This is a genomic window from Streptomyces sp. G45 (genome assembly GCF_049542095.1).
Taxonomy (GTDB): Bacteria; Actinomycetota; Actinomycetes; order Streptomycetales; family Streptomycetaceae; genus Streptomyces.
The window spans coordinates 7,737,501-7,763,762 of the sequence record NZ_JBMUZU010000001.1; the positions used below are offsets into that span (position 1 = coordinate 7,737,501).

21 protein-coding genes, 2 rRNA genes, 3 pseudogenes and 1 riboswitch (1 of these 27 cut by a window edge) are annotated in these 26,262 nt (G+C 70.7%); of the genes and pseudogenes, 19 read left to right on the forward strand and 7 right to left on the reverse strand.

The window, feature by feature from the left end; genetic code table 11:
* The 12 genes and pseudogenes from ACOBQU_RS32840 to ACOBQU_RS32895 form a co-directional block, all read left to right on the forward strand.
* Positions 1-974 (forward strand): 23S ribosomal RNA (locus ACOBQU_RS32840); it begins 2,150 nt to the left of the window's first position.
* 84 nt (positions 975-1,058) lie between these two features.
* Positions 1,059-1,175, forward strand: a 5S ribosomal RNA gene (gene rrf / locus ACOBQU_RS32845).
* 153 nt (positions 1,176-1,328) lie between these two features.
* Entirely contained in the window at positions 1,329-1,940 is a 612-nt protein-coding gene (locus ACOBQU_RS32850) for a CDP-alcohol phosphatidyltransferase family protein (protein WP_423632201.1), read from the forward strand.
* 113 nt (positions 1,941-2,053) lie between these two features.
* A pseudogene (locus ACOBQU_RS32855) lies at positions 2,054-4,548 on the forward strand (sugar phosphate nucleotidyltransferase).
* Between the two features lie 87 nt (positions 4,549-4,635).
* A complete protein-coding gene (locus ACOBQU_RS32860; protein WP_423632203.1) occupies positions 4,636-5,535 on the forward strand; it encodes a DUF881 domain-containing protein in 900 nt (299 codons plus the stop codon).
* Entirely contained in the window at positions 5,532-5,864 is a 333-nt protein-coding gene (locus tag ACOBQU_RS32865; RefSeq protein ID WP_003988855.1) for a small basic family protein, read from the forward strand. The genes ACOBQU_RS32860 and ACOBQU_RS32865 overlap by 4 nt, the downstream gene beginning before the upstream one ends.
* Before the next feature lie 5 nt (positions 5,865-5,869).
* Positions 5,870-6,727: a DUF881 domain-containing protein gene (locus tag ACOBQU_RS32870; RefSeq protein ID WP_423634868.1), complete on the forward strand. Its 858-nt coding sequence runs from the start codon at positions 5,870-5,872 to the stop codon at positions 6,725-6,727.
* Positions 6,728-6,809: 82 nt separating this feature from the next.
* On the forward strand, positions 6,810-7,760 hold the full coding sequence (locus tag ACOBQU_RS32875) for an FHA domain-containing protein (protein ID WP_423634870.1): 951 nt from the start codon (positions 6,810-6,812) through the stop codon (positions 7,758-7,760).
* Between the two features lie 42 nt (positions 7,761-7,802).
* Positions 7,803-8,546 carry a MerR family transcriptional regulator gene (locus ACOBQU_RS32880; protein WP_423632204.1) on the forward strand — a complete coding sequence of 248 codons (744 nt, stop codon included), beginning with the start codon at positions 7,803-7,805 and terminating at the stop codon, positions 8,544-8,546.
* Between the two features lie 53 nt (positions 8,547-8,599).
* On the forward strand, positions 8,600-9,073 hold the full coding sequence (locus tag ACOBQU_RS32885) for a bifunctional nuclease family protein (RefSeq protein WP_028797289.1): 474 nt from the start codon (positions 8,600-8,602) through the stop codon (positions 9,071-9,073).
* A 230-nt stretch (positions 9,074-9,303) separates the two neighbouring features.
* Entirely contained in the window at positions 9,304-9,960 is a 657-nt protein-coding gene (locus tag ACOBQU_RS32890; RefSeq protein ID WP_423632207.1) for a MerR family transcriptional regulator, read from the forward strand.
* Positions 9,961-10,076: 116 nt separating this feature from the next.
* On the forward strand, positions 10,077-11,669 hold the full coding sequence (locus ACOBQU_RS32895; protein ID WP_423632208.1) for a DNA polymerase IV: 1,593 nt from the start codon (positions 10,077-10,079) through the stop codon (positions 11,667-11,669).
* A 428-nt stretch (positions 11,670-12,097) separates the two neighbouring features.
* On the opposite strand, the gene ACOBQU_RS32900 is transcribed toward ACOBQU_RS32895, so the two are convergent.
* On the reverse strand, positions 12,098-12,472 hold the full coding sequence (locus ACOBQU_RS32900; RefSeq protein WP_423632210.1) for a PRC-barrel domain-containing protein: 375 nt from the start codon (positions 12,470-12,472) through the stop codon (positions 12,098-12,100).
* Between the two features lie 332 nt (positions 12,473-12,804).
* A riboswitch (glycine riboswitch) is annotated at positions 12,805-12,902 on the forward strand.
* Between the two features lie 188 nt (positions 12,903-13,090).
* On the opposite strand from ACOBQU_RS32900, the gene gcvP reads away from it, so the two are divergent.
* Positions 13,091-15,979 (forward strand): aminomethyl-transferring glycine dehydrogenase, encoded by a 2,889-nt coding sequence (gene gcvP / locus ACOBQU_RS32905; protein WP_423632212.1) that lies wholly within the window; start codon positions 13,091-13,093, stop codon positions 15,977-15,979.
* A gap of 148 nt (positions 15,980-16,127) precedes the next feature.
* Here gcvP and ACOBQU_RS32910 read toward each other — a convergent pair whose 3' ends face one another.
* Both ACOBQU_RS32910 and ACOBQU_RS32915 read right to left on the reverse strand, forming a co-directional pair.
* On the reverse strand, positions 16,128-16,334 hold the full coding sequence (locus ACOBQU_RS32910) for a DUF5999 family protein (RefSeq protein WP_423632214.1): 207 nt from the start codon (positions 16,332-16,334) through the stop codon (positions 16,128-16,130).
* A gap of 385 nt (positions 16,335-16,719) precedes the next feature.
* Positions 16,720-17,316: a hypothetical protein gene (locus tag ACOBQU_RS32915; RefSeq protein ID WP_423632216.1), complete on the reverse strand. Its 597-nt coding sequence runs from the start codon at positions 17,314-17,316 to the stop codon at positions 16,720-16,722.
* Between the two features lie 501 nt (positions 17,317-17,817).
* On the opposite strand from ACOBQU_RS32915, the pseudogene ACOBQU_RS32920 reads away from it, so the two are divergent.
* Positions 17,818-19,337: pseudogene (locus tag ACOBQU_RS32920) on the forward strand (glutamate--cysteine ligase).
* 205 nt (positions 19,338-19,542) lie between these two features.
* Positions 19,543-20,337: a CPBP family intramembrane glutamic endopeptidase gene (locus ACOBQU_RS32925; protein ID WP_423632218.1), complete on the forward strand. Its 795-nt coding sequence runs from the start codon at positions 19,543-19,545 to the stop codon at positions 20,335-20,337.
* A 32-nt stretch (positions 20,338-20,369) separates the two neighbouring features.
* Here ACOBQU_RS32925 and ACOBQU_RS32930 read toward each other — a convergent pair whose 3' ends face one another.
* Together ACOBQU_RS32930 and ACOBQU_RS32935 are read right to left on the reverse strand one after the other, a co-directional pair.
* Positions 20,370-21,197, reverse strand: coding sequence for a PhzF family phenazine biosynthesis protein (locus ACOBQU_RS32930; protein WP_423632219.1), 828 nt, complete (start codon positions 21,195-21,197; stop codon positions 20,370-20,372).
* 494 nt (positions 21,198-21,691) lie between these two features.
* Positions 21,692-22,492, reverse strand: a complete 801-nt coding sequence (locus ACOBQU_RS32935) for a phosphotransferase (protein WP_423632221.1) — start codon at positions 22,490-22,492, stop codon at positions 21,692-21,694.
* Between the two features lie 231 nt (positions 22,493-22,723).
* Between ACOBQU_RS32935 and ACOBQU_RS32940 the strand changes: the two genes are divergently transcribed.
* The gene (locus ACOBQU_RS32940) at positions 22,724-23,359 is read left to right on the forward strand and encodes a PadR family transcriptional regulator (protein WP_423632223.1); all 636 of its coding nucleotides are present in this window, start codon (positions 22,724-22,726) and stop codon (positions 23,357-23,359) included.
* A 193-nt stretch (positions 23,360-23,552) separates the two neighbouring features.
* Here ACOBQU_RS32940 and ACOBQU_RS32945 read toward each other — a convergent pair.
* Positions 23,553-23,980: pseudogene (locus ACOBQU_RS32945) on the reverse strand (type II toxin-antitoxin system Rv0910 family toxin).
* A 164-nt stretch (positions 23,981-24,144) separates the two neighbouring features.
* Here ACOBQU_RS32945 and ACOBQU_RS32950 point away from each other — a divergent pair.
* Entirely contained in the window at positions 24,145-24,930 is a 786-nt protein-coding gene (locus tag ACOBQU_RS32950) for a putative protein N(5)-glutamine methyltransferase (protein ID WP_423632225.1), read from the forward strand.
* A 163-nt stretch (positions 24,931-25,093) separates the two neighbouring features.
* Here the strand turns inward: ACOBQU_RS32950 and ACOBQU_RS32955 are convergent, their stop codons facing one another.
* Positions 25,094-25,282 (reverse strand): hypothetical protein, encoded by a 189-nt coding sequence (locus tag ACOBQU_RS32955; RefSeq protein ID WP_423632227.1) that lies wholly within the window; start codon positions 25,280-25,282, stop codon positions 25,094-25,096.
* Between ACOBQU_RS32955 and ACOBQU_RS32960 the strand changes: the two genes are divergently transcribed.
* Positions 25,257-25,466 (forward strand): hypothetical protein, encoded by a 210-nt coding sequence (locus ACOBQU_RS32960; RefSeq protein ID WP_423635045.1) that lies wholly within the window; start codon positions 25,257-25,259, stop codon positions 25,464-25,466. The two genes, ACOBQU_RS32955 and ACOBQU_RS32960, sit on opposite strands and share 26 nt — an antisense overlap.
* Positions 25,467-25,479: 13 nt before the next feature.
* Complete coding sequence (locus tag ACOBQU_RS32965; protein WP_423632229.1) at positions 25,480-26,169, forward strand: Clp protease N-terminal domain-containing protein; 690 nt, start codon at positions 25,480-25,482, stop codon at positions 26,167-26,169.
* Positions 26,170-26,262 lie beyond the last annotated feature (93 nt).

Sequence of the window (26,262 nt, forward strand, 5' to 3'; positions counted from 1 at the left end):
TAAGGTAGCGAAATTCCTTGTCGGGTAAGTTCCGACCTGCACGAATGGCGTAACGACTTCTCGACTGTCTCAACCATAGGCCCGGTGAAATTGCACTACGAGTAAAGATGCTCGTTTCGCGCAGCAGGACGGAAAGACCCCGGGACCTTTACTACAGTTTGATATTGGTGTTCGGTTCGGCTTGTGTAGGATAGGTGGGAGACTGTGAAGCATGCACGCCAGTGTGTGTGGAGTCGTCGTTGAAATACCACTCTGGTCGTGCTGGATGTCTAACCTGGGTCCGTGATCCGGATCAGGGACAGTGTCTGATGGGTAGTTTAACTGGGGCGGTTGCCTCCCAAAGGGTAACGGAGGCGCCCAAAGGTTCCCTCAGCCTGGTTGGTAATCAGGTGTTGAGTGTAAGTGCACAAGGGAGCTTGACTGTGAGACTGACGGGTCGAGCAGGGACGAAAGTCGGGACTAGTGATCCGGCGGTGGCTTGTGGAAGCGCCGTCGCTCAACGGATAAAAGGTACCCCGGGGATAACAGGCTGATCTTCCCCAAGAGTCCATATCGACGGGATGGTTTGGCACCTCGATGTCGGCTCGTCGCATCCTGGGGCTGGAGTCGGTCCCAAGGGTTGGGCTGTTCGCCCATTAAAGCGGTACGCGAGCTGGGTTTAGAACGTCGTGAGACAGTTCGGTCCCTATCCGCTGTGCGCGTAGGAGTCTTGAGAAGGGCTGTCCCTAGTACGAGAGGACCGGGACGGACGAACCTCTGGTGTGCCAGTTGTTCTGCCAAGGGCATGGCTGGTTGGCTACGTTCGGGAGGGATAACCGCTGAAAGCATCTAAGCGGGAAGCCTGCTTCGAGATGAGGGCTCCCACCCACTTGATGGGGTAAGGCTCCCAGTAGACGACTGGGTTGATAGGCCAGATATGGAAGCCTCGTGAGGGGTGGAGTTGACTGGTACTAATAGGCCGAGGGCTTGTCCTCAGTTGCTCGCGTTCACTGTGTTGGTTCTGAAACCACGAACAACCCCACACACACGTGTGGTGCGGTTGATGTGTTTCGTAGTGTTTCGGTGGTCATAGCGTGAGGGAAACGCCCGGTTACATTCCGAACCCGGAAGCTAAGCCTTACAGCGCCGATGGTACTGCAGGGGGGACCCTGTGGGAGAGTAGGACGCCGCCGAACTAAAATTGAGTGAGAGCCGTGGTTCTCGGACATCATGTCCGAGAACCACGGCTTTTTGCGTTCGCACGACGGCCACCCCTCCGTACAGGCGCCTGACAACTGACGGTAGGGTCAGGGGGCATCATTGGCTCGTTCCCCACAGGAGGCCCCCGGGTGGAGGTCCAGGAGACCCGTGTCCAGACGGACCGGGTCCTCACCATCCCGAACATCCTCAGCATGGCGCGTCTCGTCGGCGTACCCCTCTTCCTGTGGCTGATCCTCTGGCCGGAGTTCGGCGGGCCCAAGAGCAGCGACGTGTGGGCGCTGATCGTGCTCGCGCTCAGCGGCGTCAGCGACTACCTGGACGGGAAGCTCGCCCGCCGGTGGAACCAGATCAGTAGCCTCGGCCGGATCCTCGACCCCGCAGCCGACCGGCTCTACATCCTGTCCACGCTGGTCGGCCTCACCTGGCGGGAGATCCTGCCGCTCTGGCTGACGGCCGTGCTGCTGCTGCGTGAGCTGGTTCTCCTGGTGATGGTCGGGATCCTCAGGCGCCACGGCTATCCGCCGCCGCAGGTGAACTTCCTCGGGAAGGCCGCCACCTTCAACCTGATGTACGCCTTTCCGCTGCTTCTGCTCAGTGACGGAAGTGGCTGGATCCACACACTCGCTGCTATTTTCGGATGGGCGTTCGCCGGATGGGGTACAACGCTGTACTGGTGGGCAGGGATCCTCTACGTGGTTCAGGTCCGCCGACTTGTCAAGGCGGATGCCATGGCCGATTGAGCTTGCCGAATTGGCGGCTGTAGAGGCTACGAGGCCCCGAACTGACTCGAACGGGCCAATCCTGGTGAGCCAAGTCGGCTAGATCGTCGTCTATCAAGGAGGACGTTACCGACATGAAGGCCGTCGTGATGGCCGGGGGCGAAGGCACTCGCCTTCGCCCCATGACTTCGAGCATGCCCAAGCCGCTCCTGCCGGTGGCCAACCGGCCGATCATGGAGCATGTGCTGCGGCTGCTGAAAAGGCATGGGCTCACCGAGACCGTAGTGACCGTGCAGTTCCTGGCGTCGCTCGTCAAGAACTACTTCGGCGACGGTGAGGAGCTCGGAATGGAACTCACCTATGCCAACGAGGAGAAGCCTCTCGGCACTGCCGGAAGCGTGAAGAACGCGGAAGAGGCGCTGAAGGACGACGCCTTTCTGGTCATCTCCGGTGACGCTCTGACCGACTTCGACCTCACCGAACTGATCAGGTTCCACAAGGAGAAGGGCGCGCTCGTCACCGTCTGTCTCACGCGCGTTCCCAACCCGCTGGAATTCGGCATCACCATCGTCGACGAAGAAGGCAAGGTCGAGCGCTTCCTGGAGAAGCCGACCTGGGGCAGGTCTTCTCCGACACGGTGAACACGGGTATCTACGTCATGGAGCCCGAGGTCTTCGACTACGTCGAGGCCGACGTCCCCGTCGACTGGTCCGGGGACGTCTTCCCGCAGCTCATGAAGGAAGGCAAGCCCGTCTACGGCTATGTGGCCGAGGGCTACTGGGAAGACGTCGGCACCCACGAGAGCTACGTCAAGGCGCAGGCCGACGTCCTTGAGGGCAAGGTCGACGTCGAACTCGACGGGTTCGAGATCTCACCCGGAGTATGGGTCGCCGAGGGAGCCGAGGTGCACCCCGACGCCGTACTGCGCGGACCGCTGTACGTGGGGGACTACGCGAAGATCGAGGCGGACGCCGAGATCCGGGAGCACACCGTGGTGGGCTCCAACGTCGTCGTGAAGAGCGGTGCCTTCCTGCACAAGGCGGTCGTCCACGACAACGTGTACATCGGGCAGCACAGCAACCTGCGGGGCTGTGTCGTCGGCAAGAACACCGACATCATGCGGGCCGCCCGGATCGAGGACGGCGCGGTCATCGGCGACGAGTGCCTCGTCGGTGAGGAATCGATCGTCCAGGGGAACGTACGGGTCTACCCGTTCAAGACCATCGAGGCCGGTGCCTTCGTCAACACCTCCGTCATCTGGGAGTCCCGCGGCCAGGCGCACCTCTTCGGCGCCCGCGGTGTCTCCGGGATCCTGAACGTGGAGATCACACCGGAACTCGCGGTGCGACTGGCGGGGGCGTACGCGACGACGCTGAAGAAGGGCTCGACGGTCACCACGGCCCGTGACCACTCCCGGGGTGCGCGGGCCCTGAAGCGGGCGGTGATCTCCGCGCTCCAGGCCAGCGCCATCGACGTACGCGACCTGGAGAACGTGCCGCTGCCGGTGGCGCGGCAGCAGACCGCGCGCGGAAGCGCCGGAGGCATCATGATCCGGACCACACCCGGGGTGCCGGACTCCGTCGACATCATGTTCTTCGACGGGCGGGGAGCGGACCTCTCGCAGGCGAGCCAGCGGAAACTCGACCGGGTGTACGCGCGCCAGGAGTACCGGCGGGCCTTCCCCGGAGAGATCGGAGACCTGCACTTCCCGGCAAGCGTGTTCGACTCGTACACCGGATCGCTGCTGCGGAACGTGGACACGACCGGAATCGCGGAGTCCGAACTGAAGGTCGTGGTCGACGCGTCCAACGGCAGCGCCGGGCTGGTGCTGCCCAGCCTCCTCGGCAAGCTCGGGGTCGACGCGCTGACCATCAACCCGGGGCTCGACGAGTCGCGGCCGACCGAGTCGGCGGACGCGCGCCGGGCCGGACTGGTGCGGCTCGGCGAGATCGTGGCGTCGGCGCGCGCGGCCTTCGGCGTGCGCTTCGACCCCGTGGGCGAGCGCCTTTCGCTGGTCGACGAGAAGGGGCGGATCGTCGAGGACGACCGGGCCCTGCTCGTGATGCTGGACCTGGTCGCCGCGGAGCGGCGCAGCGGGCGGGTCGCGCTGCCGGTGACGACGACGCGCATCGCCGAGCAGGTGGCGGCCTACCACGGCACACAGGTCGACTGGACGACGACGTCCCCGGACGACCTCACGCGGGTCGGCCGCGGCGATTCGACGATCTTCGGCGGTGACGGCCGTGGCGGCTTCATCGTGCCGGAGTTCAGCAGCGTCTTCGACGGCACGGCGGCGTTCGTGCGCCTCATCGGGCTCGTGGCGCGCACGCAGCTCACGCTGAGCCAGATCGACGCCCGCATCCCGCGGGCTCATGTGCAGCGGCGGGACCTCGCCACTCCGTGGGCCGTGAAGGGACTGGTGATGCGGCGGGTGGTGGAGGCCGCGGGCGATCGGTCGGTGGACACGACGGACGGCGTACGCGTCGTGGAGGCGGACGGGCGCTGGGTGCTCGTGCTGCCCGACCCCGCGGAGGCCGTCACCCACCTGTGGGCCGAGGGGCCCGACGACGCCTCGGCTCAAGCTCTCCTTGACGAGTGGGCGGCCGTCGTGGACAGCGCGGGACGCTGAGCGCAACCGCGCCGGGCAGCACCCGTAAGTGGCGCTGTCCGGCGCGCCGGTGGGGCCATTCGGAGGTAGCGCCCGCGACGTGCGACGATGTGCGGCATGCCGCAGCAGCCCCCCGTTCGGAGCACCGCCTCGCGCCCCTCGCGCCCGGACGCTTCCATGTCGCTGCTCACCACGGTCATGGACCACAGCCTGGACGAGGGGTACTCGGAGGCGGCCGCCCGCAAGAGGGAATCCGGCTCCACCGGAGTGCCCAAGCCGCTGCGGGCGAAGCTGGGCCTCGCGGTCGGCCTGGTGCTCGCGGCGATGGTGGTGACCGTGGGCGCCGCGCAGGCGCGGATAGCGGCGCCGGAGCTGGCCAAGGAGCGCCGCGAGCTCATCGACCGGGTCGAGACCGCGACCCGGGACGCGGACGACCTGGAGCACGAGGTCGACGAGTTGCGGGGCGACGTGAGCGCCCGCCAGCGTGCCGCGCTGAAGGAACACGGCGGGGACGGGGCCGAGTTGGTCGCGCTGCTGTCCGGTGCCACGGAGGTGCGCGGGCCGGGCGTGAAGCTGGTGGTCAACGACAAGAAGCAGGCCGACCAGGGCGGCGGCGGGCCGCGGGAGAGCTCCGGCTTCTCCGACACCGGCCGCGTGCGCGACCGCGACATGCAGCGCGTCGTCAACGGTCTGTGGGAGTCGGGTGCCGAGGCCATCACCATCAATGACCAGCGGCTGACCGCGCTGTCGGCCATCAGGGCGGCGGGTGACGCGATACTGGTCGACAACAAGCCGCTGGTGCCGCCGTATACGGTGCTCGCGGTGGGCGACGGCCAACAGCTGAGCACGCGGTTCCAGAACAGCCATGACGGTCAGTACCTGCACGCGCTGCAGGAGAACTTCGGCATCCGGACCAGCATCGCGGCGGTGGACGACCTCCGGCTTCCGGCCGCGCCCAGTGTGACCGTACGCACAGCAGAGCCGAAGGCAGGAAAGGGCACATCGTGATCGCCGTACTGGGCCTCGTCGTGGGAGTCGTGGCCGGATTGTTGGTCCGGCCCGAGGTACCGGCGGTGGTCGAGCCGTATCTTCCGATCGCCGTGGTGGCCGCGCTCGACGCGGTGTTCGGCGGTCTGCGCGCGATGCTCGACGGGATCTTCGACGACAAGGTCTTCGTGGTGTCGTTCCTGTCGAACGTGGTCGTGGCCGCGCTGATCGTCTTCCTGGGTGACAAGTTGGGCGTCGGCGCGCAGCTCTCCACGGGCGTCGTGGTGGTGCTCGGCATCCGCATCTTCTCCAACGCCGCGGCCATCCGTCGGCACGTGTTCCGGGCGTGACGCCGATGCATCCCACGCACAGGGACGGCGGTCCCGACGACGAGCGGCGCGCGGAACTGCCCGCCGAGGTCCCTGCACCGCCCGGAACGGCCCCAGGGGGCCCGGGCGCGCGGCCGGGCGCCTCCTCCGGCCCGTCCGCGATGACCGGCCGTCAGCGGCTCGTACAGGGGCTCTGGCCGCCCCGTCTGACCAGGGCACAACTGATCGTGGCCCTGCTGCTGTTCGTTCTGGGCCTCGGCCTGGCCATCCAGGTACGGTCCACCAACGACAGCAGCGCGCTGCGCGGCGCACGCCAAGAAGATCTTGTGCGCATCCTGGATGAACTGGATGACCGAACTCAGCGTCTGGAAGATGAGAAGCGACGTCTGGAGGAACAGCGCACCGGCCTGGAGAACAGTTCGGACCAGGCCGAGGAGGCCCGCAAGCAGACCGCTGAGAGGGAACGGCAACTCGGCATCCTGGCGGGCACCGTGGCCGCGCAGGGGCCGGGCATCACGCTGACGATCGACGACAAGAAGGGGACGGTGGAGGCCGACATGCTGCTCGACGCCATCCAGGAGCTGCGCGCCGCGGGCGCCGAGGCCATCCAGGTCGACAACGTGCGGGTGGTGGCGGGCACCCATCTGTCGGACGCGGCCGGTGGCGGCGTGCGCGTGGACGGACGCAAGGTCACCGAACCGTACCGCTTCAAGGTCATCGGCAAGCCGCAGGACCTCGAACCGGCGCTGAACATCCCGGGAGGCGTGGTGCAGACTCTGGAGAAGGAGCAGGCCACGGTCACTGTCGCACGTATGGAGAAGATCGTTGTTGACGCCTTGCGACCGGCGAAGCGCCCTGACTACGCTCGGTCGTCCTCCCAGTGAGGCGGGGGTGCATGGGGGCCGTCGGTCCAGGGCATGAGGTTGCGGGGGGTCGGCGCATCCGGGACGGGGTGCGTGGTGGAAACTGTTTGGCGGATACGGACGTTGTGAAGGTGTCCGTACCGCGCATGTACGCCGGTGTGTGCAATCAGGGTTCGTCCTGCCCCACGGGCGGGTCTGTTTCGGTCAAGGGGAATCGCCCGTGAAGTTGTTTGCGAAGTTGTTCGGCAAGAGTGCACGTGAGGACGCCCGTCATCGCGCGCCGCGTCAGACGGACGTGCCGGAGACACAGGTGGGCGAGCGCCCGATGTTCCGGGACCAGGTGGCTGGTCCGGGTGGTGACATTTCGGGCGGACAGGGCGCGTCATCTGTTGACCCTGCGAGTTCCGGCCGCATAGGTTTCGGGGAACCGTCAGCCCCAGGTGCGGGTGGAGGGTTCGCCCAGGACCCGTACGCGTCCCATGCCCCAGCGGGGCAGCCGCGGCAGGAGGATCCGTCCATGTCGGCCCTGGTGTGTCAGAGGTGCGGGAACCGCAACGCGCAGGCCAGCCGTTTCTGCTCCAACTGCGGTGCGCCGCTGCGGGCCGGAGCGGTAGCCGAGCGTCCGTCCGAGACCACGTCGACGATCTCGATCTCGGGCCTTGAGGCGTACGACGCCGAGACCACGGGGCAGACGCCGTCCCCGGCGCTGTCGCCCGAGGCCCAGGCCGCCGTCGACGCGCTGCCGCTCGGCTCGGCCCTCCTCGTGGTCCGGCGGGGTCCGAACTCGGGCAGCCGCTTCCTGCTGGACGGCGAGCTGACCACGGCGGGCCGCCACCCGCAGAGCGACATCTTCCTGGACGACGTGACGGTCTCGCGTCGCCACGTGGAGTTCCGCCGCTCTCCGGACGGCTCCTTCACGGTCGCCGACGTGGGCAGCCTCAACGGCACGTACGTGAACCGGGAGCGGATCGACTCCGTCGCCCTGTCCAACGGCGACGAGGTCCAGATCGGCAAGTACCGCCTGGTCTTCTACACGAGCCAGCGGGGCATCTGACCTTCCCCCGGACCCGGTCCGGGGAGACCCGAGGGAAGGGCCATGCTGCACACACCGAGGGGCGGTGCCGGAAACGGCACCGCCGCCGCGGGCCGTCGCCTGATGAGCATCGGCAGCGTGCTGAACGTGCTCCGCGAGGAGTTTCCCGAGGTCACGATCTCCAAGATCAGGTTCTTGGAGTCCGAAGGGCTCGTCGAGCCACAGCGCACGCCGTCGGGGTACCGGAAGTTCACCCCGGAGGACGTGGAGCGCCTCGGGTACGTCCTGCGCATGCAGCGCGACCACTATCTGCCGCTGAAGGTCATCCGCGAGCAGTTGGACGCGGCTGAGCGCGGGGAGCCGGTCCCGCCGCCTTCGGTGGGGCCGCAACGGGAGTCCGGCGACGGCGAGCAGCCGGACGGCACCGAGGAGCGCACCGTCGCCCGAGTGGGGCGTGCGGCCCTGCTGGCCGCCGTCGAGGCCGACGAGGCGCAGCTCGAGGAGTGGGAGTCGTACGGCTTGATCTCGCCGTTCGACGACGGCAGCTATGACGCGGAGGCCATCACGGTCGCCGCGCTGGTCGTCGAGCTGGGACGATTCGGCATCGAGCCGCGCCATCTGCGGGCCATGAAGGCCGCAGCGGACCGGGAGGCGGCCCTCGTCGACCAGGTCGTCGCGCCGCTGCGCAGGCACCGCAATCCGCAGACCCGGGCCCATGCGGAGGCCCGCGCCCAGGAGCTCGCGGGGCTCACGGGGAAGCTGCACGCGGCACTGGTGCACGGTGCGCTGGGTGTCCGGCCGCGCTGACTCGACGGGTGCCCGACTACCCAAACCTGCCGGGCACGGCCTAGGGTTGCTGTGTGAACGAGCTCGACGTCGTAGGTGTCCGGGTCGAAATGCCCTCCAACCAGCCGATCGTGCTCCTGCGTGAAGTGGGAGGCGACCGGTACCTCCCCATCTGGATCGGTCCAGGGGAGGCGACCGCCATCGCCTTCGCACAGCAGGGCATGGCGCCCGCGCGGCCGCTGACGCACGACCTGTTCAAGGACGTGCTGGAGGCCGTCGGCCAGGAGCTCACCGAAGTGCGCATCACCGACCTGCGGGAAGGCGTGTTCTACGCCGAGCTGGTCTTCGCCAGCGGGGTCGAGGTGAGCGCCCGTCCCTCCGATGCCATAGCGCTGGCCTTGCGCACCGGGACGCCGATCTTCGGCAGTGACGGCGTGCTCGACGACGCGGGCATCGCCATCCCGGACGAGCAGGAGGACGAGGTGGAGAAGTTCCGTGAGTTCCTCGACCAGATCTCGCCCGAGGACTTCGGCACCAGCAGCCAGTGAGCTGCCGAGCTGCCAGCGGGGCGGTGAACCGGCGGCGGTCAGCGAGCTGTCGCCGGAACGGCCCCCGCCGAGAGGCCGACGCTGGGACATTCGGCTAGCCTTTCCCCGCGGCATAGGACGGGAAACCACTCGCAGGGTGATTATCACTCGGCGTGCCGAGTGTGGCGATCGTTGACGAGCCCCTGGTGACTGCCTACCGTCGAGAAGGCAGGTCAAGGACGGAGGTCGGCGTGAGAAGCAGCGGCGACGGTACAGCGGTCGGCGGTCCGTATCCGCTGCACGGTGGCTCGGCCGATCCCTCTACGAAGCGCCCGGTGGCGGTCCACGGAGGCGGGAGCCCGTCCGGCCCGGAAGGTCCGGCGCAGCAGCCGGGTGATCCCGCGGACTCCGCGCGCGACGCCATCGGCTACCGCGGCCCCACGGCCTGCGCCGCCGCGGGCATCACCTACCGCCAGCTCGACTACTGGGCGCGCACCGGTCTGGTCGAGCCCAGCGTGCGCGCGGCGGGCGGCTCAGGGACCCAGCGGCTCTACAGCTTCCGTGACGTGGTCGTCTTGAAGGTCGTGAAGCGTTTCCTCGACACGGGCGTCTCGCTCCAGAACATCCGCACCACGGTCCAGCACCTGCGCGAGAGCGGCTTCCGGGACCTGGAGCGGACGACGCTGATGAGCGACGGCGCGACGGTGTACGAGTGCACGTCGCCCAGCGAGGTCCACGATCTCCTCCAGGGCGGCCAGGGCGTCTTCGGCATCGCCGTGGGCGTCGTGTGGCGCGACGTCGAGGCGGCGCTGTCGCAGCTGCACGGTGAGCGCATCGACACCGGGGAGACCCTGGTGGGGCACCACCCCGGGGACGAGCTGGCGCGGCGGCGCAACCGCGCGGGCTGACGGCCTCGTCCGGACCGCTCCGAACTCCCGAGGAGCCGGTCTGGTGCGGGCCCGTCCCGGCCCGGTCCGGCTGGTGGCGGGCCGGATTGTCAGTGGCGTAAGGCAGCATCGGTGGTGTGAGAACCGCGCCGACGATTCTGCATCTCGACATGGACGCGTTCTACGCGTCCGCCGAGCAGGCCGCCAAGCCCAGCCTGCGCGGCAAGGCCGTCGTGGTCGGCGGCCTCGGGCCGCGCGGCGTGGTGGCCACGGCGTCGTACGAGGCGCGGCAGTTCGGGGTGCACTCGGCGATGCCGATGGGGCAGGCGCGGCGGCTCGCGCCGAACGCCGCGTACCTGGTGCCCCGGTTCGGTCTGTACCGGGAGATCAGCGAGCAGGTCATGGGGCTGCTGCGGGAGCTGTCGCCGCTCGTGGAGCCGCTCAGCCTCGACGAGGCCTTCGTGGACCTGGAAGCGGGGGGTGTCGCGGCGGACGAGGCGTCGGCGCGGGCCGTGGGGGAGCGCCTGCGCGCGGACATCCGGCGGGTCACGGGTCTGACCGGGTCGGTGGGGCTCGCCGCGTCCAAGATGCTGGCGAAGATCGCTTCGGAGCGGGCCAAGCCGGACGGCCTGGTGCTGATAGTGCCCGGCACCGAGCGGGAGCTGCTCGGGCCGCTGTCGGTGCGGGTGCTGCCCGGGGTCGGCCCCGCGACCGGGGACCATCTGAGGCGTGCCGGGATCACCACGGTCGAAGAACTCGCCGAGGCCGGGGAGGACGAGCTGGTGCGGCTGCTCGGCAAGGCCCACGGCGGGTCCCTGTACGCGATGGCGCTCGCGCGGGACGAGCGGGCCGTGGTCGCCGAGCGGGACACCAAGTCGGTCAGCGTCGAGGACACGTACGACGTGGACATCCACGACCGGGTCCGGGTCAGGACGGAGGTCGCGCGGCTCGCCGACCGGTGCGTGCAGCGGCTGCGGGCCGCCGGGCACTCCGGACGCACCATCGTGCTGAAGGTGCGGAGGTACGACTTCTCGACGCTGACGCGGTCCGAGACGCTGCGCGGGCCCACGGACGACCCCGCGGTCGTGCGGGAGGCCGCCGCGCGGCTTCTGGAGTCCGTGGACACCACGGGAGGCGTGCGGCTGCTCGGCGTCGGCGTCAGCGGCCTCGCGGACTTCACGCAGGAGGACCTGTTCGCGCAGGCGCAGGCGGCCGTGCGGGCGGAGACGGTGCCTTCGCTGGACGAGGGCGTGGAGTCGGCGGAGAGCGAGGGGGTGCCGGTGCCCGAGGGGGAGAGCGGGGTGCCGGACGCGGGTGAGGAGGCCGTGCCGCTCGCCGAGCGGCGGTGGCTGGCCGGACAGGACGTCCGGCACGCCGTGCACGGGCCCGGGTGGGTGCAGGGCAGTGGCCTGGGGCGGGTGACCGTGCGGTTCGAGACGCCGGGGTCGGTTCCAGGGCGGGTGCGGACGTTCCGGGTCGAGGATCCGGAGCTTGAGGCGTCGGATCCGTTGCCGTTGGTGGTGGCGGGAGCGGTTGAAGCGGTTGAAGCGGGTGGGGAGGCTGGAGCGGCTGGGGTGATTCAGTCGGCTGGCGTTGCTGGGGTGATGGAAGCGGCTGGTGTGCCTGGCGTGGTTGAGGTGGAGGTGGGTGCGGTAGCTGAGGTGGGCGGTGAGGAGGCGGTTGCCGGGGCCTCAGCGGGTGGTGTGGGGGCTGGCGCGGGGGAGGAGTAGGTGGGCGAGGGGGTGGGGCTGGGGAGCGGTCCTGGGGGTGGTGGTGGCCTTTGGTGGGGGCGCAGGGCCGCGGGGCGCGGAGGACGTGCTGGGGCAGCTCTGGGGTGACCGGGGCGTGATCGCCCTGGGGCGGGGGGCTCAAGCGTCGGCGGGCGCCGGGCGCGGTCCTCCAGGGCAGGGCGGGCGATGCCCGGCGCGGGGCCGGGTGGGGTGCGGGCGGCGCCGGAGCGGGGTGGGAGACGGCGCGCGTACGGAACACGGCCCCCGGGCGGGATGAGCGGCGGCGCGCGTACGGGTCACGGTCCCCGGGCGGGATGAGCGGCGGCGCGCGTACGGGCCACGGCCCCCGGGCGGGATGAGGGGCGGCGGTGCGTACGGGCCACGGCCCCCAGGACCCCGTACCGAGCGTATCGGCCCGCCAGGCCGTGCTACGCGTCCGGCTGGTCCGGGCGCTGGCCGAACTCGTGGTCCGGCAGCGGAGGCGGCGCCGCCAGGTCGAGGCCGTAGTGGCGGTAGAGCTGCAGCTCCTGCTCGGGGGAGAGGTGGCGGCCCACGCCGAAGTCGGGGGCGTCCTTGATCAGGGCGCGCTCGAAGGGGACGCGGAGCGTGCCGTCGTGGACCAGCTCGCTCGGCTCCAGGGGCACGAAGGCGTCCCTGCTGAACAGCCCCGTGCGTATGGCCGCCCACTCCGGGGTGCCGGTGGCGTCGTCGAGGTACACCTCGTCCACCGTGCCGATCTTGGTGCCGTTGCGGTCGAACGCCTTGCGGCCGATCAGGTTGCGCGGATCGATGTCGGTCTGCACGGGCCCTCCAACTGGTCGCGAGTCCTTCGCCGCCGTTCGCTCTTGGCTCGTTCTCGGCTCGTTCTCGGCTTGTCCTGGGGTCGCTCTGGGGTCGCTCTGGGGTCGTATTGACGTCGTAGTGAGGTCGTAGTGAGGTCGTCCTGTGTTCGTTCCGAGGTCGTTCCTGGGGCGTTCCGGGGTCGTTTCCGGTTCGTTCCGGGTGTGTTCTGGGCTCGCTTCGGGTTCGTTCTCGTCCTGGTTTGGCTCGTCATCACTACGAAAGAGCACATTGAGGCGGGCGGCCACTTGAGGGTTCGGCCGCTGACCTCGCTGGTAGGCTGGCAAGCGGCTGTTGACCCCGTGCGGGAGAGCTCTTCGGTGGCAGCACCGGAGGCGCCGAAGGAGCAACTCCTCCCCGGAATCTCTCAGGCCCCTGTACCGCACGGACGAGGCCACTCTGGAAAGCAGGGCGGGCGTCGGGCGGGCACGTTCGGAACCCTTCCTCACCGACGGTGCAAGCAGGACCGCTCCCGGGCGGGCCTGTGAAGCTCTCAGGTTGAGATGACAGAGGGGGAGGCCGTCCGGGTACCCGCGCCGTGGTGCCCCTCGCAGGTCGCGTAAGACCAGGAGGCCTCCGCAATGACCGCCACTCCTCGCATTCCGCTCGCGCGGCTCGAACAGGGAATCCCCTTCGAGCAGCGGCACATCGGCCCCGACGCGGAAGCGCGCGCCAAGATGCTCGCCCAGGTCGGGTACGGCTCGCTCGACGAGCTCACGGCCACCGCAGTCCCCGATGTGATCAAGAACGCCGAGGCCCTCGATCTGCCCGGCGCGCGCACGGAGGCCGAGGTCCTGGCCGAGCTGCGCTCCCTCGCCGACCGCAACCAGGTCCTCGACTCCATGATCGGACTCGGGTACTACGGCACGTTCACGCCGCCGGTGATCCTGCGGAACGTCATGGAGAACCCCGCGTGGTACACGGCGTACACGCCGTACCAGCCGGAGATCTCCCAGGGCCGCCTTGAGGCGCTGCTCAACTTCCAGACCGTCGTCGCCGAGCTGACGGGGCTGCCCACCTCCGGCGCCTCACTGCTCGACGAGGGCACAGCCGCGGCCGAGGCGATGGCGCTGTCCCGGCGCGTCGGCAAGGTCAAGAACGGCGTCTTCGTGGTCGACGCGGACGCCCTGCCGCAGACCATCGCGGTCATCCAGACCCGTGCCGAGCCGACCGGCGTCGAGGTCGTCGTCGCCGACCTGAGCGACGGCATCCCCGCCGACCTAGCCGAGCGCGAGATCAGCGGCGTCCTCGTGCAGTACCCGGGCGCCTCCGGAGCCGTCCGCGACATCAAGCCCGTCATCGACCAGGCCCACGAGCTGGGCGCGGTCGTCACCGTCGCCGCCGACCTGCTGGCCCTCACGCTGCTCACCTCGCCCGGCGAGCTGGGCGCCGACATCGCCGTCGGCACCACCCAGCGCTTCGGCGTGCCCATGGGCTTCGGCGGCCCGCACGCCGGATACATGGCGGTGCGCGAGAAGTTCGCCCGCAGCCTGCCCGGCCGCCTCGTCGGCGTGTCCGTGGACGCGGACGGCAACAAGGCCTACCGCCTGGCCCTCCAGACCCGCGAGCAGCACATCCGCCGCGAGAAGGCCACCAGCAACATCTGCACCGCGCAGGTGCTGCTCGCCGTCATGGCCGGGATGTACGCGGTGTACCACGGCCCCGAGGGGCTCCGCACCATCGCCCGCCGCACCCACCGGTACGCGGCGCTGCTCGCCGCGGGCCTCACCGCGGGCGGCGTGGAGATCCTGCACGGCGCGTACTTCGACACGCTGACCGCGCGGGTGCCGGGCAAGGCCGCCGACGTGGTCGCGGCCGCGCGCGAGGGCGGGGTCAACCTGCGCCTCGTCGACGCCGACCACGTGTCGTTCGCCTGCGACGAGACCACCACGCGGGCGCAGCTCACCGCGGTGTGGACGGCGTTCGGCGTCGAGGCCGACATCGAGGCCCTCGACGCGACCACCGAGGACGCGCTGCCCGCCGCCCTGCTCCGCTCCGACGAGTACCTGACGCACCCGGTCTTCCACCAGTACCGCTCCGAGACCGCGATGCTGCGCTACCTGCGCAAGCTGGCCGACCGCGACTACGCGCTCGACCGCGGCATGATCCCGCTGGGCTCCTGCACGATGAAGCTCAACGCGACCACGGAGATGGAGCCGGTCACCTGGCCCGAGTTCGGGCAGCTGCACCCCTTCGCGCCCGCCCAGCAGGCGCAGGGCTATCTGACGCTCATCCGAGAGCTGGAGGAACGTCTCGCCGAGGTCACCGGCTACGACAAGGTGTCGCTCCAGCCGAACGCCGGTTCGCAGGGCGAGCTGGCCGGTCTGCTCGCGGTGCGCGGCTACCACCGGGCCAACGGCGACGAGCAGCGCACCGTCTGTCTCATCCCGTCCTCCGCGCACGGCACCAACGCCGCCAGCGCCGTCATGGCCGGGATGAGGGTCGTCGTGGTGAAGACCGCCGATGACGGCGAGATCGACGTGGACGACCTGCGCGCGAAGATCGAGCAGTACCGCGACCAGCTCGCGGTGCTGATGATCACGTACCCGTCCACGCACGGCGTGTTCGAGGAGCACGTCGCCGACATCTGCGCGGCCGTCCACGAGGCGGGCGGCCAGGTGTACGTGGACGGCGCCAACCTCAACGCGCTGGTGGGGCTGGCCAAGCCGGGCCACTTCGGCGGCGACGTGTCGCACCTGAACCTGCACAAGACCTTCTGCATCCCGCACGGCGGTGGCGGCCCCGGCGTCGGCCCGGTCGCGGTGCGCGAGCACCTCGCGCCGTACCTGCCGAACCACCCGCTCCAGCCCGCCGCCGGGCCGGAGACGGGCGTCGGCCCGGTCTCGGCCGCTCCGTGGGGCTCCGCCGGGATCCTGCCGATCTCGTGGTCGTACGTGCGTCTCATGGGCGGCGAGGGACTCAAGCGCGCCACGCAGATCGCGGTGCTCTCCGCGAACTACATCGCCAAGCGCCTCGAGCCGCACTTCCCGGTGCTCTACACCGGCCCCGGCGGCCTCGTCGCGCACGAGTGCATCATCGACCTGCGGCCGCTCAGCAAGGCCACGGGCGTCACCGTCGACGACATCGCCAAGCGGCTCATCGACTACGGCTTCCACGCGCCGACCATGTCCTTCCCCGTCGCCGGGACGCTGATGATCGAGCCGACGGAGAGCGAGGACCTGGATGAGCTGGACCGTTTCTGCGACGCGATGATCGCCATCCGCGGGGAGATCGAGAAGGTCGCGAGCGGCGCGTGGGCCGCGGACGACAACCCGCTGCGCAACGCCCCGCACACGGCCGCCGCGCTGGGCGGCGACTGGGAGCACGGCTACAGCCGCGAGGAGGCCGTCTTCCCGGCCGGTGTGTCGGCCGCCGACAAGTACTGGCCGCCGGTACGCCGCATCGACCAGGCGTACGGCGACCGGAACCTGGTCTGCTCCTGCCCGCCGCTGGACGCGTACGAGGACTGATCCTGGCGCCAGGCACGAATGAGGGCCGGTTCGGGAGACGTCGTCCGTCACGAGGTCTTCCGGCCCGGCCCTTTGGTGCGTCGTGGTGCGTGTGGTGCCTGTAGTGCGTGTGTGGAGCGTCGTGGTGCGTGTGCGCGCGGCGGACGGCTCAGGCGGCCGTCATCACCTGGTCGATGCCGAGCGGCCGGTGCGGCGCGATGATCTCGCCGTTCGGCAGCAGCTCACCGGTGTCCTCGAAGAGGACGACGCCGTTGCACAGCAGGCTCCAGCCCTGCTCCGGGTGGTGCGCCACGAGGGACGCGGCCTCCCGGTCGGCGGATTCTGCTGTCGGGCACGGTGGCTGGTGCTGGCACATGGAAGGGTTCTTTCGCTGCGATGTGATGGATGTGGCGTTGTTCCCGCGGCTCGATGCGGTGGTCATGCCGCCCCCCGTTGGTTGTCGGTCCAGTCCAGTGTTCCCCCACGGACGAGATTCCGCAGGGATTTAGCGGCAGCGCTTCCTACTGCTTAAGGACGTATCACCCGCCCGGACGGTTCAGTCCAACTCCCCTGTCCCTTCGGGTGGTTCGACGTGGCCGAAGTGGGCTAGTCCGGTTGGGCCGGGCGGGCCCGGTCGGGGTCGGGCCGGGGCAGCGCGGTGCCCCGCGGCCCGGGTGGGACGCGGGGCACTGTGGCTGGGCGGAGCCCAGGTCGGCTGGGGCTGGCCAGGGGCGGCTGGAGACGCCCGGGGCTGGCCGGTGTCAGGCGGGGGAGCCGAGCAGTGGGGCCGGGGTCAGGCGGTGGCTGAGCGCCGCGAGGAGGTCGGCGGCGCGGTGCGGGCGGTGGGCCGCGATGCCGGGGGGTGCGGGCGAGAGCGGTACCAGGACGTCGGCGGGGGCGACCGCTCCGCCCTCGGCGTCCGCCGTGCAGTCGCCGTGCAGCCACAGCGTGAGCATGTAGAGCTCGGGCACGGACAGCAGGCGCGGCTGGTAGGGCGTCGGCAGGGCCTCGGCCTGGCGCAGGGCCAGTTCGGCGGACGGGATGTAGGGGCCCTCGCAGAAGTGGGAGAACGCCCAGCCGTCGGGCGTCAGCATCGTCTCCGCCGCGGCCACCGCGCGCTCTCCGCAGCGGATCAGGAAGCGCCAGCCGGTGAGCGTGGTCGGCGAGCCGTCCGCCGGTGCGGCCTGTGCCCCCGTGTGGTCCAACTCGTGGACGGGGAGCGGGAGGTCCGGCCTCGCGGGGCCCTGCGCGGTGCGCAGGGACGGGGTGCGGGCCGCCCGTACGGCGGTGGGGGAGCCGAGGGCCGCGAGGACGCTGCGCAGGGCGGGCGCGGGAGCCGGGGGGACATGCAGGGGCATGGTGGGTCGCCTCTCTCATTCGACAGGCACAGTGAAGCGAGCGGGGGCGGTGCAAACGGCGCTGTCTGCTGGGTCAGAGGGGGCGGGGGCAAGGCCCCGGGGGGCGGGGGACCGCGAGCGCCAACTCTCTGCCTCAACAGGTGAGTTTATACGACATATGTTCAGAACGGGTTTCGGGTAGCCGCTTCCCATATCGCGGGCAAGGCGTTAACCGGACGGCTTCCAGAGGGGTTTTCTCCCGGTTTCTGAGTGAGTTCATACCCGCTGCCTCGGCAATCTCGGCGGGCGCGGTCGGCCGATTCTAGTCGGTTTTTTTCACCACAATCGGAGGAAGGGATACCGAGCGCCACACCATGCCCCGTGAAAGTGCCTGCGGGGCACCCGCTCCGAGCGTACTGATCGCGCGGCCCGCGCGAGGCGTTATCGATCATATCGACGGGGCATCATCCTCCGTACACAGCGGCCGGGTTGTGGGCTGCCCATTCGAGGAGGGACGCTTCGATGGGGGAGAAGGTCGAGGCAGGAACGTTTGACCTGTCCGATCGCCACCGGTACCGCGGCAAGCTCCGGCAGTGCCTCGCGGCGTTCGCGCGGCTGCACGAGGAGCGTCGGTTCGACCGGCCCAAGAACCTGATGGGCCTGGAGATAGAGCTGAATCTCGCGGGGCCCGACGGCACCCCGAGAATGATGAATGCCGAAGTTCTCGAACGGATCGCGAGCCGCGATTTCCAGACCGAACTCGGAATGTTCAATCTGGAAGTGAACATTGCCCCGCACCGGTTGGGCGGGCGCGTTCTCGACCGGCTCGCCGAGGAGCTGCGCACCGGTCTCGCCTATGCCCACCGGAAGGCCAACGAGGTCGACGCGGGCATCGTGATGATCGGCATTCTGCCGACCCTGTCGCGCCATCACCTGGTGTCCGCGAACCTGTCGGACGACGACCGCTACGAGCTGCTCAACTCCTCGATCGTCGCGGCCCGCGGCGAGAGCTTCACGCTGGACATCGAGGGCGTGGAGCGGCTGACCTGCATGTCGGCGTCCATCGCGCCGGAGGCCGCCTGCACGTCCGTGCAGCTGCACCTCCAGGTGACGCCGGGCAAGTTCGCCGACGTGTGGAACGCGGCCCAGGCCGTGGCCGCCGCGCAGGTCGCGGTGGGTGCCAACGCGCCGTTCCTGTTCGGGCGCGAGCTGTGGCGGGAGTCGCGGCCGCCGCTGTTCCTGCAGTCCACGGACACGCGGCCGCCCGAGCTCCAGGCGCAGGGCGTACGGCCGCGGAGCTGGTTCGGCGAGCGGTGGATCACCAGCGCGTACGACCTCTTCGAGGAGAACGTGCGGTACTTCCCCGCGCTGATCCCGCTGTGCGAGGACGAGGACCCGCAGCGCGTCCTCGACGCCGGGGGCGTGCCGCAGCTCGCCGAACTGACGCTGCACAACGGCACGGTGTACCGCTGGAACCGCCCGGTGTACGGCATCGCCGACGGTGTGCCGCACCTGCGCGTGGAGAACCGCGTGCTGCCCGCGGGCCCCACCGTCACCGATGTCATCGCCAACGCCGCCTTCTACTACGGGGTGGTGCGCGCCCTCGCCGAGGAGGCGCGGCCCGTGTGGGCACGGCTGCCCTTCGAGGCGGCTTCCCGGAACTTCGACGCCGCGTGCCGGTACGGCATCGAGGCCGACCTGGAGTGGCCGCGGCGCGGGCGCTACGGGGGACCGCACGGGTGGCGGCCGTCGACCTCGTACGCGAGGAGCTGCTGCCGCTGGCCGCGGCCGGGCTCGACGCGTGGGGTGTGGAGCCCGCGGACCGCGACCTGTACCTCGGCGTGATCGACGAGCGCTGCAAGCGGCGGGTCAACGGGGCGTCGTGGCAGGCGGCGACCTACCACTGTGCCCTGGAGCGCGGTCTGGAGCGCGAGGCGGCGCTCGCGGCGACCACCCGGCGCTACTGCGAGCTGATGCACGCGGGGGAGCCCGTGCACACCTGGCCGGTGGGGCTGCCGGAACCGGCGCTGCCGCTGACGTGACGCAGCGCGGAGCCTGAGCCGCCGGTCCGTCCGTGCCCCTCAGGATCGCTCCCGTACCGCCGCGTGCCCGCGGGTGAGCGCGGGTCGGCCGACCGGCCCCCGCGGTCATCAGGCAAGCTTGACGCCCCAGGTGCCGCCTCGCCCTGCGCGGCGGATGGGAGCGGCACGGTGAGCGACGAGGCGGGATCACGCAGTGGAGGCAGAAGTGCGAGTGGGGCCGACGGCCGGTGTCCTGCCCGAGGAGCGGCTCTCGCGGCGGACCTTCCGGGACGAGACGCTGCTCGTCCTCGCCCTGTCGCTGGGCGCCAGCGGCGTGTCCGCGCTGATCAGCTTCATCGGGTCGGTCACCAGGCCCGGCGGGCTCAGCGACCAGGCCGCGAAGATGAACACGTCGGCGGCCCCCGGGCGGCCCTGGCTGGACCTCGCGTGGCAGCTGTTCGGCATCTCCACCGCGCTCGTGCCGGTGGCCCTGGTCGCGCACCTGCTGCTGCGGGAGGGCTCCGGGCTGCGGGACATCGGCTTCGACCGCGCCAGGCCCTGGCCCGACCTGGGGCGCGGGACGGTGATCGCCGCGGTCGTCGGCTCCACCGGCATCGCCTTCTACCTGGCCGCGCGCGGCCTCGGCTTCAACCTCACCGTGGTGCCGGAGAACCTGCCCGACGTGTGGTGGAAGTACCCCGTGCTCGTCCTGTCGGCGCTCCAGAACGCGATCCTGGAGGAGGTGATCGTCGTCGGCTACCTGCTGCGCAGGCTCGGGCAGTTGGGGTGGACGCCGATGGCGGCGCTCGCGGCCAGCTCGGTGCTGCGCGGGTCGTACCACCTCTACCAGGGCATCGGCGGGTTCGTCGGGAACATGGTGATGGGCGTGCTGTTCGTGCTGCTGTACCGGCGGTGGGGGCGGGTCGGGCCGCTCGTGGTCGCCCACTCGCTGCTCGACATCGGCGCGTTCGTCGGCTACGCGCTGCTCGCGGGGAAGGTGGGCTGGCTGCCTACCGCGTGACGCGCCGCGGTGGGCCGGGGCCTCGGGGCGGCTCAGGCCAGCAGGTCGCCCTCGATGACCGTGACCGCGCGACCGGTGAGCAGGGTGCGGTCGCCGCGCGTGTCGGTGCGGACCCGGCCGGAGCGCGGTGACGCCTGGAGGCCCGTCAGGTCCGTACGGCCGAGGCGCGCCGTCCAGAACGGGGCGAGCGCGGTGTGGGCGCTGCCCGTCACCGGGTCCTCGTCGATGCCGACGCGCGGGAAGAAGCAGCGCGACACGAAGTCGTAGCCGCGCGCGGGGTCCTCGGCGGGCGCGGTCGCGATGATGCCGCGCTCGGAGTGCGCTACCAGCGCCTTGTGGTCCGGCGCGAGCGCCCTGACCGTCTTCTCGTCGGGCAGCTCCACCAGCAGGTCGCCGATGTGCGGGCCCGTGTCGTGGGCCGACAGCGGCGTGGCGCCCAGGGCTTCGGCGACGCCGTCGGGGACGGCGGTGGGCGTGAGCGGGGCGGTCGGGAAGTCCAGCGTGAGGGAGCCGTCGCCGTGGGCGGTGGCGACCAGCACGCCGGACCGGGTGGCGAAGCGCACCGGGCCGGTCGCGGTGCCCGTGGTGTGCAGGACGTGCGCGGTGGCCAGCGTGGCGTGGCCGCACAGGTCGACCTCGGTGGCGGGCGTGAACCAGCGCAGCGCCCAGTCGGCCTCGCCGCCAGGGGGCAGGGGGTGGGCGAAGGCGGTCTCGGCGTGGTTGACCTCCAGGGCCACGTCCTGGAGCCACTGGTCGTCGGGGTAGGCGTCGAGGAGGACGACCCCCGCCGGGTTGCCGGTGAAGGGGCGGTCGGCGAAGGCGTCGACGATGCGGATGCGGGTCCGTGGGGCAGTGGTCATGGGGCGACGGTAGGGGGCCACGGGTGGGCGTGAGTAAGGCCAATTGTGGTTTGGTGGCCCTTGTTGGGGGTGTTGGGGGTGTTGGGGGTGGGGGTGGCGGTTGGTTCCACCGTGGGATTGGCCGTGGGGTGGTGTCGGACTTCGGGTGCGGGGTGGCCTGCGCTGCGCTCTGGTGGCGTGGTGGAGCCCGAGCGCGTTGGCGTCCGCGATGTCGGCGTGGGATGCGGCGTGGGGTGAGGCGTGGGGTGGGTCGCCCAGCGCCTCGCGGGTCGAGTGGGCGAGGGCGACGCGGGCGGACGGCGCCGTTGTCGAGAAGGGCGCGGATGGCGGCGGTCGGCATGACGTCGCCGTATCGGGCAGGGAGGGCCGTGGCGACTTCGTACCGCGCCGGGTAGCGGCTCGCGTCGCCATCACCTTTGTCTTGTGTCGATCGCCCTCGCCTCTGTGGCGTCGATCGACATCGCCCGTGTGGTGGCGTCGGATGTCCGCGCCGGTCAGCTGAGCAGGGCAGCCGTGAACGTCCTGCGGTGGTCCGACAGCCAGGTCTGCAGGCGGTCCCAGCGCTCCCATCCACCACGCTCGGCCAACGCCTGGCGATAGGCGGGGTCTCCGCTGGCCACGCGGCGGGTGACGAAGGCCCGGCAGACGTCCGTGGCCTGTTCGATGACGCCGGGCAACTCGGCGCGGTCCTCCGCCGAGAGGCCGTAGGCGTCGGCAAGGATCCGCAGCCGTGCGGCCGTGTCCAGCCCGGGGGGATGGAGCGTGGTCGCGGACCCGGGATCGAGCATGGGCACCCAGTAGCGGGCGGTCATGGCGATGTCCCACAGGGCGCGGCCCGGGGCCGCCAGGTCGAAGTCGATCAGCGCCGCGGCACGACCGTCGCGGAAGACGACGTTCTCCGGGCACACATCGTTGTGGCAGAGCATCGTTCCGCCCTCGGGGTCGGCCAGGTCCTGGGGCCACTCGGCGCGGGGGTCGACCGCGACGGTCGCGCTGGTCTCGTGCAGACGCCGCAGCAGGCTCCCCACCGACGCGAGGGCGGAACTCGTCATCGCCCAGTCCGGGAAGGGCGGCAGAGCCACGTCACCAGGGATGAAGGTCAGCTGCTCACGGCCGTCCGCGGTGAGACCGACGGGGGCTGGCGCCGCGTCGAAGCCGTGCTCCCTCAGCGCGAGGAGGTGGGCGTGCAGGGTGCGCGCGTTGCGCGGTGCCGGTCGCTCGACCAACTCCCCCCGGCGGAAGACCGCTCCCACGTTCACCATCCCGCCGACGAGCGCCTCGTCCTCAGCCGTCATGAGGCTCACGCTAGCGGTAACTCGGCTCTGGGGGGTCTGAGGGGGCGGCCCGCGCACAGCCGTCCGTCCCCCTTCCCCGGCCATCGATCAGCGTTCACCTGCACAGGTCGCCGCGTGCGTGCCAGTGCCTTGCCAGACGAACGCTTCCGATATATCGTTGAAGCATCGCGACAGATCAACGACGTCGCGGTAGATCGCTGAAGGAGTTCACCTGAGGAAGGACTGATCGAGATGCGTACGCATGGTTTCGAGCACGGTTTCGAGCATGAGCACCGGCAGGGTCGCGGGCGCGGCCCCTGGGGGGCCGGGCGTGAGGGGCGGGGTGGATTCGAGGGGCGGCGCGCCGCGTTCGGGCCCTTCGGGCCCGGCTTCGGCGGGCCCGGCCCCTGGGGCGGCGGGCGCGGTGGCCGGGGTGGTCCGCGCGGCCGGGCGCGCCGCGGTGATGTGCGGGCGTCGATCCTGGCCCTGCTGAAGGACCGGCCGATGCACGGCTACGAGATGATTCAGGAGATCGCCGAGCGCAGCGGCGGGGCGTGGAAGCCCAGCCCCGGGTCCGTCTACCCGACGCTCCAGCTCCTGGAGGACGAGGGTCTCATCACCAGCGCCAGCGAGGGCGGCAAGAAGCTCTTCTCGCTCACCGAGTCCGGCCGCGAGGCCGCGGACGAGGGGCCCGACGCGCCGTGGGAAGAGGCCGGGCGCGGGGTCGACTGGGAAGCCCTGACGGAGATCCGGCAGGCCGGATTCGGCCTGATGGAGGCGTTCGGGCAGGTCTGGAAGACCGGCTCCAAGGAGCAGCGCGACAAGGCGCTCGCCGTGATCAACGACGCCCGCAAGAAGCTGTATCTGATCCTGGCCGATGAGGACTGAGCGGGCGCGGGCACGGTGCCCGCGCCGCCGCAGGGCGCCCCGCGTGTGACGCGCGGGGCGCCTTCGTCGACGTACGCCGGGTCGTATGTGTCGTGCGTGTCGTACGCCGTGATGGGCTCGGCCGTACCCGGAGGTGTGCTCGGGGGCGCGCTCAGGGGCGGGTGCGCCGGGGTGCGGTGGTCGTGGGGCGTGCTCAGGTGACGAGGGTGCCCAGCTTGCGCAGCGACTCGTTCATGGCCGCCGTTGCCGAGTCCTTGAGCTTGCCCGCCATCAGGGACACCGCCGCGCCGGTGAACTCGCCGTTGGCGCGGATGAGCGTCGCATCCCCGTCCGGTTCGAGCGTGTAGCGGGTGCTGACGTCGACGCCCATCGGGCCCTTGCCCTTGATCGCGAACACGCGCGGGCCGTCCAACTCCACGACCGTCCAGGCCACCTCGGCCGGGAAGCCCATCAGCTTCATGTTCTCCACGAAGGTGCCGCCCTGTTCGAGCGAGGAGGGGGCGCCCTGGGGAAGCCGGTGTGCGTCGTGCTCCACTCCCCGTACGAGGTGAGGTCGGTGAGCCGCTCCCACACCTTCCGCGCCGGTGCCGCGATCCGTGCTTCCGCGCTGACTTCGGCCAAGGCGACCACCCCTCGTCGTCGGACGCTGCGGCGGAGCGCGCGCAGCCAAGGTGCCGCGGAACGTAACCGCGGGAGCTGCAACATTCAATACTGATGGAGCGTCAGATCTGTTGTTCGCCGTCCGGATAGGGTAGATCGCCCAGCCGCACCACGGAAAGGCCGCCATGGTTCCCCTCACCCGCACCGCCGTCGTCGACCGGCTGCGCGCATCGGGGTGCGTGTTCGCCGAGGACGAAGCGGACCTGCTGGTCGAGGCCGCCGCGGATCCGGAGGAACTGGCTGCCATGGTGGCGCGCCGGGTGAGCGGGCTGCCGCTGGAACACGTCGTCGGCTGGGCCGAGTTCGCGGGCCTGCGCGTCGCCGTCGACCCCCGCGTGTTCGTGCCGCGCCGCCGCACCGAGGCCCTGGTGCGCGAGGCCGCCGCGCTCGCCGCACCCGGGGCGGTGGTCGTCGACCTGTGCTGCGGCACCGGCGCCCTCGGAGCCGCGCTGGCCGCCTCCCTCGGCCGCGCCGAACTGCACGCGGCCGACATCGACCCGGCGGCGGTGGCCTGCGCCCGCCGCAACGTACGCGCCGCCGAGGGCCGCGTCTACGAAGGCGACCTCTACGAAGCGCTGCCCGACGCCCTGCGCGGCCGCGTCGACGTGCTGCTCGCGAACGTGCCGTACGTGCCCTCCGACGAGGTCGCCCTGCTGCCGACCGAGGCCAGGGAGCACGAGGCGCGGCTCGCGCTCGACGGCGGCGCCGACGGGCTCGACGTCCTGCGCAGGGTGACGGCCCGGGCGCCGGAGTGGCTGGCGCCGGGCGGGCGGCTGCTGTTCGAGACCAGCGAGCGGCAGGTGCCGTCGGCGGTCGAGGCGGTGACGGGGGCGGGGCTGGTGCCGCGGGTCGTCACCGATGAGGAGCTGTACGCGACCGTGGTGGTGGCCACTTGGGTGGGCGCGCGGTAGAGGGGCGCGTCAGAGGTGCGTCAGAGGTGCGTCAGAGGCGCGTCGCAGGAGGTCGCGCCCCGTAGGGGTTGATGTTTGCGCGGTGCCGGGGCGGGGCCGGGGGCCTTGGCGGGCCCTGTGGCCCTGGGGAGGCTCCCGTCGGGCGTGCGCGGTGTCCGCGCGGTCAGCCGACGCGTCGTATCACCGCGGCGTCGAACAAGTCGGGCGCCCGGGGGAAGGGGCTCTCGTCGTGGCAGTGCCAGGCCTCCCAGAACAGATCGGCGGGCAGCGCGTCGTCAGGGGCGTACACCCGGTACACATACTGTCTGCCGTCGATGCCCGGCAGGGTGACCAACCAGCATCTGTTCTCCATGCCACAGCAGACGACCACCGATGCGCAGCGGTTGCGCACCCGGCGTGAAGTGCGGAGGCGTGCGCCCCATCAGGGAAAACGGCTGGAAGTCATCCCTAAGGAGGACAACCCGCCCGACTGTGCCCACCCTGCGTGGGACGGCGAAATGCTTCCCGCCGCCGATGCCGTTGCCTCTGGCGACTGATGGGGTGGGAGGTGTGCAAAGCCGTACCTCCCAGGGCCCAGGACCCCGCCCGCCCCGACCGGACCTCGAATCCAGCCTGAGCGCCGCGCTGGCCTCGGTGATGTCCGGCGCGCGCAGGCGGGCGGTACGGGATGGGGACCGGCAGGTCGACACCGCCCATCTGCTGCACTCCCTGCTGGAGTACGAGCCCCAGGTGCGCGCGGCTTTCGACAGCGGCGAGCAGGTGGCCCGGCTGCTCGGCTACCTCGTGCAGCGCAGCATCGGCTACGGCCTGCGCTGGCAGGGCACCGTTGAGGACTCCGGCGCCGTACCCGTGGTGGCCACGGCCAAGGAAACGGTTCTCTCGCCCGCCGCCGCGGGGGCCATGGAGGCGGCGCTCGACCGCGCGCTGCTGCGGGGCGAGGCCCAGGCGCGGGGCGTCGACCTGCTGGCCGCCCTCGTCGCCGATCCGGAGTGCCGGGCCGTCGAGGTGCTGCGGCGCGCGGGCGTCGACACCGACGGGCTGCTGCTGCGGATCGAGAGCGGGTGCGCTGCGGGGGATGGATTCGGCCATGGCTCGCCGGACCTCTCGTCCGGGCTCGCGCCGGGCCACTCGCCGGAGCTCTCGTCGGGGCTCGCGCCGGGCCCTTCGTCGGGACTGTCATCGGGGCTTTCCTCGGGGTTTTCCTCGGGGTTTTCCTCGGGGTGTGGGCAGGGGGTGTGAACCCGGGGCGTGCGCCGGATCGGTAGCCGTGGTGCGCGCCGGGGCCGCGGCCGGGTGCGCGTCCGGTGGCTGAGACAGTGGTCATCACCTCTG